Origin of the sequence: Pseudomonas sp. K2I15, from assembly GCF_002204795.1 — a bacterium.
Lineage (GTDB): Bacteria > Pseudomonadota > Gammaproteobacteria > Pseudomonadales > Pseudomonadaceae > Aquipseudomonas.
In genome coordinates this window covers 48,518-58,014 of the sequence record NZ_NIXO01000041.1, presented here as the reverse complement: position 1 = coordinate 58,014, position 9,497 = coordinate 48,518, and the positions used below count along the sequence as shown (strand labels likewise).

General features: G+C 55.8%; 13 protein-coding genes. 8 read left to right on the top strand and 5 right to left on the bottom strand.

The genetic code is table 11. From position 1 onward, the window contains the following. From CEC48_RS21890 to CEC48_RS32245, 3 genes are all read left to right on the top strand, one after another. Positions 1–1,412, top strand: a 1,412-nt coding sequence (locus CEC48_RS21890) for an RHS repeat domain-containing protein (protein ID WP_141099707.1), incomplete at its 5' end; no start/stop codon positions are given. Next, the gene (locus CEC48_RS21885) at positions 1,409–2,053 is read left to right on the top strand and encodes a hypothetical protein (protein WP_088425643.1); all 645 of its coding nucleotides are present in this window, start codon (positions 1,409–1,411) and stop codon (positions 2,051–2,053) included. The genes CEC48_RS21890 and CEC48_RS21885, both read left to right, overlap by 4 nt. A gap of 242 nt (positions 2,054–2,295) precedes the next feature. Then, positions 2,296–2,706, top strand: a complete 411-nt coding sequence (locus CEC48_RS32245; protein ID WP_088425642.1) for a hypothetical protein — start codon at positions 2,296–2,298, stop codon at positions 2,704–2,706. Between the two features lie 82 nt (positions 2,707–2,788). On the opposite strand, the gene CEC48_RS21875 is transcribed toward CEC48_RS32245, so the two are convergent. Next, positions 2,789–3,226: a DUF3995 domain-containing protein gene (locus tag CEC48_RS21875; protein WP_088425641.1), complete on the bottom strand. Its 438-nt coding sequence runs from the start codon at positions 3,224–3,226 to the stop codon at positions 2,789–2,791. Between the two features lie 93 nt (positions 3,227–3,319). Between CEC48_RS21875 and CEC48_RS21870 the strand changes: the two genes are divergently transcribed. Together CEC48_RS21870 and CEC48_RS21865 are read left to right on the top strand one after the other, a co-directional pair. Further along, complete coding sequence (locus CEC48_RS21870; protein ID WP_088425640.1) at positions 3,320–3,709, top strand: DUF2946 domain-containing protein; 390 nt, start codon at positions 3,320–3,322, stop codon at positions 3,707–3,709. Positions 3,710–3,804: 95 nt separating this feature from the next. Then, positions 3,805–5,931 (top strand): TonB-dependent siderophore receptor, encoded by a 2,127-nt coding sequence (locus tag CEC48_RS21865; protein ID WP_088425639.1) that lies wholly within the window; start codon positions 3,805–3,807, stop codon positions 5,929–5,931. Positions 5,932–6,085: 154 nt separating this feature from the next. On the opposite strand, the gene CEC48_RS21860 is transcribed toward CEC48_RS21865, so the two are convergent. The 3 genes from CEC48_RS21860 to CEC48_RS21850 form a co-directional block, all read right to left on the bottom strand. After that, positions 6,086–7,102 carry an ABC transporter substrate-binding protein gene (locus CEC48_RS21860; protein WP_088425638.1) on the bottom strand — a complete coding sequence of 339 codons (1,017 nt, stop codon included), beginning with the start codon at positions 7,100–7,102 and terminating at the stop codon, positions 6,086–6,088. Between the two features lie 122 nt (positions 7,103–7,224). After that, on the bottom strand, positions 7,225–7,422 hold the full coding sequence (locus tag CEC48_RS21855) for a hypothetical protein (RefSeq protein ID WP_088425637.1): 198 nt from the start codon (positions 7,420–7,422) through the stop codon (positions 7,225–7,227). After that, a complete protein-coding gene (locus tag CEC48_RS21850) occupies positions 7,422–7,871 on the bottom strand; it encodes a hypothetical protein (RefSeq protein WP_176438758.1) in 450 nt (149 codons plus the stop codon). Before CEC48_RS21850 ends, CEC48_RS21855 begins: the two co-directional genes overlap by 1 nt. Positions 7,872–8,286: 415 nt before the next feature. Here CEC48_RS21850 and CEC48_RS21845 point away from each other — a divergent pair, with 415 nt between their 5' ends. The 3 genes from CEC48_RS21845 (at position 8,287) to CEC48_RS21835 (ending at position 9,235) form a co-directional block, all read left to right on the top strand. Beyond that, entirely contained in the window at positions 8,287–8,541 is a 255-nt protein-coding gene (locus CEC48_RS21845; RefSeq protein ID WP_088425635.1) for a hypothetical protein, read from the top strand. Between the two features lie 143 nt (positions 8,542–8,684). Then, the gene (locus CEC48_RS21840) at positions 8,685–8,915 is read left to right on the top strand and encodes a hypothetical protein (protein WP_088425634.1); all 231 of its coding nucleotides are present in this window, start codon (positions 8,685–8,687) and stop codon (positions 8,913–8,915) included. A gap of 83 nt (positions 8,916–8,998) precedes the next feature. Further along, positions 8,999–9,235 carry a DUF2789 domain-containing protein gene (locus CEC48_RS21835; protein ID WP_084250787.1) on the top strand — a complete coding sequence of 79 codons (237 nt, stop codon included), beginning with the start codon at positions 8,999–9,001 and terminating at the stop codon, positions 9,233–9,235. Positions 9,236–9,239: 4 nt separating this feature from the next. Here CEC48_RS21835 and CEC48_RS21830 read toward each other — a convergent pair whose 3' ends face one another. Next, a complete protein-coding gene (locus CEC48_RS21830; protein ID WP_088425633.1) occupies positions 9,240–9,443 on the bottom strand; it encodes a hypothetical protein in 204 nt (67 codons plus the stop codon). Between the last annotated feature and the right edge of the window lie 54 nt (positions 9,444–9,497).

The window sequence follows — 9,497 nt, the reverse complement described above, 5'->3', positions numbered from 1 at the left end:
ACGGTAACCCGCTCACCTCGCACCTGTTCAAATCCGGCCGCGAACATCAACGCCAACAAGGCCAACTCCTAAGCCACTACCACTACGACGACCAGGGCCGCCTGCACGCCCACGCCATCACCCAACAGGAACAACGTCACCAGCGCCGCCAATACGACTACGACCAACGCGGCAAGCTGACCCGCATCCTCGATACCCGCAAAGGCCAGCACGACTACCACTACGACCCACTCGACCGCCTGACCCGCGCCAACCACTCGCACGACCTGCAGGAACGCTTCGCCCACGACCCGGCGGGCAACCTGCTGATGCAGGACCGCGTCGGGCCGAGCGTGATCAAAGGCAACCGCCTGCTGATGCAAGGCGATCGTCATTACGACTACGACGCCTTCGGCAACCTCCTACGGGAACGCCGGGGCTGCGACCAGCAGTTGGTCACCGAATATCGATACGACTGCCAACACCGACTGATCGCCGTCAGCCAACCCGACGGCAGCCAGGCCAGATATCGCTACGACCCGTTTGGACGACGCATCGCCAAAACCCTCAACGCCCAGACCACTGAGTTTTTCTGGCAAGGCGACATGTTGGTCGCCGAGCACAGCGCCGATCACCACCAGAGCTACCTCTACGAACCCAACAGCTTCCGTCCGTTAGCACTGCTACAAGGCTACGGCCCGGAAGCCGTAAAACCCTTCCACTACCAACTCGACCACCTCGGCACCCCACAAGAACTCACCGCGCCCGACGGCGAGATAGTGTGGTCCGCGCACTACCGCGCCTACGGCCAAATCGCGAAGCTGGACGTCAATACCATCACCAACCCAATGCGCTTTCAGGGCCAATACTTCGACCCGGAAAGCGGGCTGCACTACAACCGCCATCGCTACTACAATCCGGACGTTGGACGCTATCTGACGCCCGATCCGGTGAAGCTGGCGGGCGGGCTGAACGGATACCAGTACGTGCCCAACCCGACGGGGTGGGTGGATCCGTTAGGGTTGAGTACCTGTCCGGGAGGGGATGGATGTAAGCCGACACACCGTGCTGAAGATCCAGCAAGCAAAGCCAAGGTAAACGAAGGCGACGTAGAGCCTCCTAAAGGCTCCGATAGTAAGCTCTCAAGAAATGCAGCCTTTAGAAAAGCTAAAGAGATTGGCGGTATTCCACAAAGTACGCAGCCTATAGCGGTTCAGCGGGACAAGATTCGTGATCAAGATAAATATATTTCGGGAAGAATATACGTTTTCAGCCTTAGAAAAAATCATATCACCAAAATTTATGAACACTCCCTAGGTCATATAGAGGGCAATCACGGACCACACTTCAACACGAAAAATACAGTCAACGGATTAAAGGTACCGTTGAGGATTGGTGACGACTCACATACATATTTTAAGGGAAAACCATGAAAACAGCATATATTATTGAGACCGGAATAAAGCCTTGGGACCAGATAGAACAAATAGGCGACGCACAGTTTTCCACGCTAACCTTAATCGACCATGACTTTCGCTGCGTTTGGGATTCCTGGTGCAACGTGGCGGAGTGCTTAGTAGAAGAATGGCCGATCAAGCGGGAATGGCGGTCGATAGGATGGGGAGATTTTTGCTCCAAGACCGAGGAGTACCTACTAAAAAAAGAATTGGCTGGCCAGATAAAAAATGGAGACCTATTCGGAAAAAATGATAGCACCAACATATATTCCATAATAAAAAACATTCCAAACTGCCCCAGAAATATAATAAATTCCGCACTGGAAGGTTCAAGCGAAACAATTTTGATTATGCAAAAATCAGTCCCTTTAATAGAACAGCTTTGGACCGACATGACTATTTTCGAAAAAAAAGTGACCACCGAAAATATAAAAACCTTCCTTGAGATTCATCCACAAACCGTGGTTTGCAGGTTCTTTGATTCAGAAACGCATGCCGCCTCACAATTTATAAGCATGATTGATTTTCAAGAGAAATTAGTGAGCACAGTCAAAAAAAATGAAATCCGAGAAATTACCCAACAGGATGTCTACAAGTACATTCACACCAAATCATAAACCAACACCTGAATCCGCTATAAACGTAACAATAAAAAACGTTCCAACAAAGGAAATTTTCTCTGTAAAAATAATAAAAGATAGCGGGAACTTCGTATTTCAAGCCATTGCCAAAAAACCCCTAATAACGTTCAAAGTAAGATTCATATCTTTATCTGGCCATTCAGTCTACGTGAACGGACCATAGGATAATAAAATTTTCAAAAAATGAAATAGCCACACACAGTCAAAAGGTCAAGACAATGAAAAATAAAAACTTGGACAGTTTAATCCATGAATATCCAGGCCAAGTAAATAAGACGACCGATTTACTTGAGCACACATTCGGAACAAAAAACATTCTCCGGCTATGGCGTAGCGACAAACTCCCGCAACGCGGGAGGATCACTGATAATATCTCCTACGAACTACACGGAATTGGCTGCAGAGTCGATTTTTCCGGAATATGTATCGATTTCGACTACGGTCCACATGAAAGAGTGGACGGCTTCGATCCATGGCGGCTTTACATATACGCATGCGAAGTACCACATAGATATAAAAAATACACTAACCAGAACACACCAAAACTAGAATTCAATAATTATATAGCGCAAGGGAAAGCCGAAAGGCTCACCGACTCCATGTCCAACTTATACTTCCTAAAGCCTTGACTTCCTGCATGCCCCCTGACTTTTCGCTGTCAGGCGGGCTATCAGTTCGTACAGTTCAAGCCTTCATTCAGTTGCGGCCCGGTCAATTCCACGCCACCACCAACAACCCCGCCCCCAACACCAGACACAACGGCGAATAAAAAAACGTATCCAGTCGCGCAAACCGCGACCCGCCGACCTTCTTGAAAAACCCCACCAACTCCGAATCCCCAATCGCCCGGGCAAACATCACCAGGGCCACCGCGCTGATCCCCCATTGCAACGCATGATTGGACACCGGCTCGAAATACAACCCCGCCCGCAAACACACCAGCACCGCAATCGCCACCAACCCCACACCCACCAGCAATGTCCCCAACGCCGATGGCTTGAACGCCGGGCGTGGCCCGCTGGCGAACTCACCCGGCAGCTGCGGAATGGCCGCTGCCACACCCAATTTGCCACCGGCGGCCCAGTACAAATGCACCAGGCTGATAAAACCAAACACCCCGACAATCCATCGCGCGACTAAAAAGCTCATGACCGGATATCCTTGGAAAAGTCCGGGAGAGGATAGACCTCTTGAGATTTTTTGCAGGCAATTCGTCGGCGGCTGATGGTAAAGTGCCGCCCCATGAAACTCGCCCGTACCGACCGCTCGCTCATTGCCTGGATGCTCTACTGCTGCGTCCTGTTCAATGTGTTCGCCTGCAGCATCGGTCACGGGCAGATGGTCGGGATGCAGCTCAACGGCATCGGCGGCCAGTTCTGTACGGTGGACCCGCGCACCCAGGCCCCGGCGCCTTACAAGTCCACCGATGAATCCCTGCCCACGCTCTCAAAAGCCTTCGGCTGCCCACTGTGTTCCACCGGTGGCATGGGCCCGGCGCTCAGCTCCAGCCTTAATGTGGCCGTGCTGCCGCAACCCCCTGCGCCGCCGCCGGCAATCGTTGCCAGTGCCGACATTCCTGCCCGCTTCACCTGGCCTGCGGCTAATCCGCGCGCCCCACCTGCCTTCACCTGATACCTGCGCTTTTTTGATCTGCACCTGTTGCCGTCTCCCTCGGGAGTACGGGCGGCTGTGCGTTGTTTTCAAGCCATGTTTTTCAGGATTCAACCATGAAACATTTACCCCTTTTGGCGGGCCTGTTCGGCTGCGTGCCTGTCAGTGCCTGGGCGATTGAGTTGGCACCGACCACCATTGATGGCGAGCAAACCGGCGAACCCGGCCTGGCTTTGGATCAATCCAGCGGCATGGCTTCGCGCCTCGGGCTGAGCGTGCGGGAAACCCCGGCGTCCATCGCCATTGCCAATCGCAACGACATCGAGCGCCGAGGCGCCAAGACGTTTCAGGAGGCAGCCAATACCTTGCCCGGGGTCAACGCCAGTGCGCCGCCGGGGTTTGGCGGGTTTATTTCCTATCGGGGTTTTACCAGCAGCCAGATCACCCAGATGTTCAATGGCGTCGCCGTCGCCGGCGGCCTTGCTCGCCCAGTGGACGCGTGGATTTATGATCGGGTCGAATTGGTCGGTGGCCCCTCCTCCCTGATCAACGGCGCCGGTTCTGTCGGTGGCTCGCTGAACTACGTGACCAAGCTGGCCACCCGTGAGGAACAGGCCGCCGAAGGGCAACTGACGTATGGCAGCTACGACACCGCCGGCATGGCCTTCGGCCTGAACCACGCGCTGACCGAACCGGGCGCCGAGGTGCAGCATTACGCGCGCCTGGACGTAAGCCGCAACACCAACCACACCTACATCGATCGCCAGCAGCGCGATGCCTGGAGCGTGGCGTTTTCCCTGCTGAGTGATTTCACGCCCAACCTGTCCCATACCCTGGCGCTGGAATATCAGGACGAACACGAAGACAGCCCCTACTGGGGCACGCCGGTGCTCAACCCGAAGTCGGGCGAGTTGAAGATCGACAAGCACAACCGCTTCAACAACTACAACGTGGCTGACGGCCGTTATGAGCAACGCACGATCTGGGTACGCTCGATCATCGACTACCGGATCAATGACAGCACCACCCTGAAAAACACCCTCTATCACCTCGACAGCCAGCGCGACTATCGCAACCTGGAAACCTACCAGTACAACGCCGATAACAGCGCGGTGAATCGTTCAACGGCCTACCAGGTGCGCCATCAGGGCGAGCAGAACGGCAACCAGTTCGAGCTGCGCCATGAAGACACGTTCTTCGGCTTAAACACTACGTGGTCGGGCGGCTTTGAGTACAAGGTCAACAGCACCACCAGCAACCCACTGAACGTACCGGGCAAAAACACGGTGGACCCGAACAACTACGATCCGGGGCATTTCTATGATCTTCCCGGCACCAAACCCGGCTTCGACCCGGACAAGACCAACGCCGTCACCACCAAGGCGCTGTTCGTGGAAAACCGCCTGGGCCTGACCGACAAACTGTCGCTGCTCACCGGCCTGCGCTACGACGCGATTGACCTTGAGGTCACCAACCACCGGGACATCACCGCCAGCAACCCGCGGCACGTCAAACGCAGTTGGGAGCCGGTGACCGGGCGTATTGGCCTGACCTATCAGTTCATTCCCCAAGCCAATGTGTACGTGCAATACAGCACCGCCGCCGAACAGCCGACCAGCACCACCCAGGTGTTCGACGTGTCCACCGGCAAGCAGTGGGAAGTGGGTAGCAAGTTTGATTACCTGGATGGGCGTGGTTCGGCCACCGTCGCCGCCTACAAGATCGAGCGCAAGGACTTCGCCGTCACCGACCCACAGGACCCGACCAACAGCATTCCGGTGGGCGCGCAGTCGTCCAAAGGGATCGAGTTGGCCAGTTCGTTGCGGGTCACGCCCAAGCTATTGGTGGAGGGTAACTACGCCTGGGTCGATGCCGAGTACGAAGACTTCAACGAGAAAATCGCCAGCGGTGCCGTGGTGTCGCGCAAGGGCAATACGCCGACCAATGTGCCCAAGCAGGTGGGTAATCTGTGGCTGACGTATGACTTTGCAGAAGATTGGCAAGGGGGCGTGGATGCGCGGTATGTGGCGTCGGTGTATGCCGATAATGCCAACACGCTGACGGTGCCGGCGTATACCTTGTTCGGCACATTCTTGACCTACAAGGTGGATAAGCACACCTCCGTGACGGGCCGGGTGCGCAACCTGACGAATGAGGTGTATGCCGAATTTGCCCACGTGTCGCCGGCGTATTACCTCGGGTCGCCGAGGACGTTTGAGCTGGCGGTGCAGACGAAGTTCTAAAGTCAGCAAGTTTCAAGGTAGGAATGAGACCAGTGTGAGAGCAGCTTGCTCGCGAACGCGGTGCGTCAGTCAATATATCAGGCGACTGATCCACCGCGTTCGCGAGCAAGCCCGCTCCCACATTTTTGATCTCAATCGGGCAGTTAGATGGGGGTTACTTCAGGCTCGCTTGCACCTTCTGCGCCACATCCTCAGTCAACCACGCCTTCCAGATCTCAGGATGATCCTTGAGGAATGCCTGGGCGACTTCTCGCGGCTCGCTGTGTTTTTCGCTCATCTGCGCCAGCGCCTTGTTCAGCGGCTCGATCGGAAAGTCGACCTTGGCAAAGAATTCGGCGATCTGTGGGTGTTCCTTCTGGAACGGTGTGGACACACCAATGCTCAGCTTGGAGGCGAGGGAGCGCGTGGGTTTCGGATCAGGATTGTCCGCATCCGTCAGCGTCTTCCAGGCCTCTGCATCAAACGGCGGCTCTTCCAGCTGGATCAGCTTGTAGCGCCCCATCAGCGGCGTAGGCGACCAGTAGTAGAACAGCACCGGCTTGCCACGGCGGATCGACGAGGCAATCTCGGCGTCCAGCGCGGCACCTGAACCACTGCGGAAATTCACATAGCTGTCGTCAAGCCCGTAGGCCTTGAGCTTTTGCTTGTTGACGACTTCCGAGGTCCAGCCAATCGGGCTGTTAAGGAAACGGCCCTTGGTCGGTGCTTCCGGGTCCTTGAACACGTCCTTGTAGCGCGCCAGGTCCTTCACGCTGCGCAGTTCCGGTGCCAGGGGCTTGATGCCTTTGGCCGGGTCGCCCTTGACCACGTATTCCGGCACCCACCAGCCTTCAGTGGCGCCCTTGACGATATCCCCCAGGCCCGCCACTTTGCCTTCAGCCTCGGCCTTGACCCACACCGGGCTGCGGCCGGCCCATTCTTCGCCGATCACCTGGATGTCGTTTTTCGCCAGGGCGGTTTCCAGGGTGATGGTGGTGCCGGGCAAGGTGTCGGTGGGCAAGTCATAGCCCTTTTCGACAATCACCCGCAGCACCTCGGTGATCAGGCTGCCACTTTCCCAGTTCAGGTCCGCAAAATGAATCGGCGCCTGGGCGGCCGATACCGGCAGCGACGCCACCGACAGACTCAGGGTCGTCAGTGAGGCCGCCAACAGCGTTCGAATTCCTTTCATGCTTTGCACCTCATGCCTACAGCAATAGCGGACGGCTTTGCTGTAACACCGCGAAGCCTCTGAATACTTAAGTCAACTCAACTGTAGTAGAGGTTCCGGGGAACAGGGCATGTCGCCTGTTTTTACGGCGGATTGTTCAGGCGCTGCAACTCGCGGCGCACCATGCTGGCGTACTCGGCGGGCTTGAGTTCATACAACTGGCCGGCGACCCAGTTTAACCAGGCGCCCTGCAACTCGGACTTGCGGGCAAACAATTGAGCCGCCATGGCTTGGGCATCGAACAGGTGCTGCTCGTGGAACTGCGCCCTACCCTGGCTCATTACTCGCTGGCCTTGAAGGTCACGAGTTCACCCTTGCGCCATTTGGCGGCCTTGCCGGTGACGGCCTTCAGGGTTTTGGTCAGGCCTTCTACCAGTTGCTCATTGGCGGCGAACACCAACATCACGCTGTGGCCTTCCTTGAACACGATGCCCTGGCCTTCGGTCGAAGAAACAAAGGCGTAATCGCCCAGGCCATACACCGTCAACTTGATATCGCGAAACTTCAGCTCGAACTTGCCGCCTTCGCGACTGGGCAATACAGCAGCCCGGAAATGATCACCCACCTTGAGTTCCAGTCGTGGCTTGTCATCCACGACCAGAGCGGTTTCGGTATCGATCTCGGCGATGTAGATACCTTCTGGCGTCTGCTCAGTGATGTAGACGAAACGGGATTGAAACTGCTTGACCAACTTTGCGCGCAAATCACCCAGCACGAACAACGCGTGCATATCCAGATTACTGACTGCCAAGGAAACGCCCCCACATCAAAAGGGTGCTGTCCGCCCAAGCGGGCAGCACAAAAAAACGGCCGAAACGGCACGATCACACAACCAATCCACTGAAAAAAACTGAAGAAGATCACGCTGCCAAGCCATAAGACTAGTACAGGCGTGCCCGACGCACCTTACGCAGGTCGCCAGGCATTGCAGGAAATCACAGGTTTAACGGCCAGAGAATACTGGCCGACCTACTTCAGACAATAACCCTTTAAAAAATGCAGTTTTCCGACATCCAACACAGAAGCTAATGCTTTGGATGGAACCGGACGCCGGATACCGACGACAATACTAAAACAGCAACACGGGTTAAAACCACCCGAAATACTGCAAGCGGGTCCGCAAGATCGATCGACAGGAGCAGATTATGCAACGACCTCAACCGATTGCCACACCGTCCAACACGGGTTCATCTTTTCTGGATGACGGCCAATTCTACTCCCTATACACCCACGGCGGTTGCCTGCATTCGGTTCTGTACCGGGTGGTACCTGCCGGAAAGAACTTCTTCCATATCCTGGAAGTGCCCAGCGGGCGGATCAAAGGCTTTCGTAGTGGCCATAGCCAGGCTTGCGAACTGGCCAGACAATTGGAAGCGATCCTGTACGCAACCCAAGGGTGAACCCCGGCGTTGTCGTTTCGTCATCTGGTTGACTTTACTGCGCCGCCAGCGCGTAACAACTGCCATACTGGTCCGTCCATTGAGATTTGTCCCCTTGCGGTTCAGGTTTCATCAGCGCAATCACCTCCAAGGGAAGGCTATACGTGACGGAATTTGATATTGGCGAATTTTTCATCCATGGCGAAGCCAGGGAAGTAGACGGTGAGTTCCAGGCCGTGATTGTGATGCGGGCCAAGCCCCCCCTGACCACCGTGACGACCCACCAAGTAGAGAAGGACCGCTGGTTCAAAACCGTAGACGCCGCCAACACGGCTGCCAAAGATGCCGCAAAAGCCCTTAAAGCCGCCGTCGATTCAGGCGCGCTGACCTCCTGAGCACCCGGCGCGATAATCCGATCGAACTCTGCCCCGCCACAACCCTCCCATGCATACGATGATCAGCCTGCATGGAGAACGATATGGACGCGCCGACTTACACCCTCGAAGACTTGTTTGAACAACTTGGACTGGAGTCCTCCCCGGAGGCGATTGACGCCTTCATCGGCGAACACACCTTGGCCAATGACGTAAAGCTGATCGATGCGGATTTCTGGTCGCCGCAACAAGCCCAATTCCTTAAAGATGAACTGCGTGAAGACGCGGTTTGGGCGATCGCGGTCGACGAACTGAACCAGCGCCTGCACCAGCCACGCTGATCCCTCAATGCAGGCTGTCTGATTGCTCCAGGCGCAACAACGCCTCCCAGGCAGCCCTGCACTCTTCGGCTTCATTGCGACTGGCGAACGCCGTGCCGCGCTGCTCGCCGTTAAGCAACACCACCCAACAGGCCTTGCGCCCCAGCGCGCGCAGGGTGGGCGGTACGCCACTGCCAATCATCACGGCGACATCGACTTTGGTTTGCATGGTGAGCCTCCAGAGAATTAGTTAGCTGGCTAACTATGTTCGCCATGCTACGGT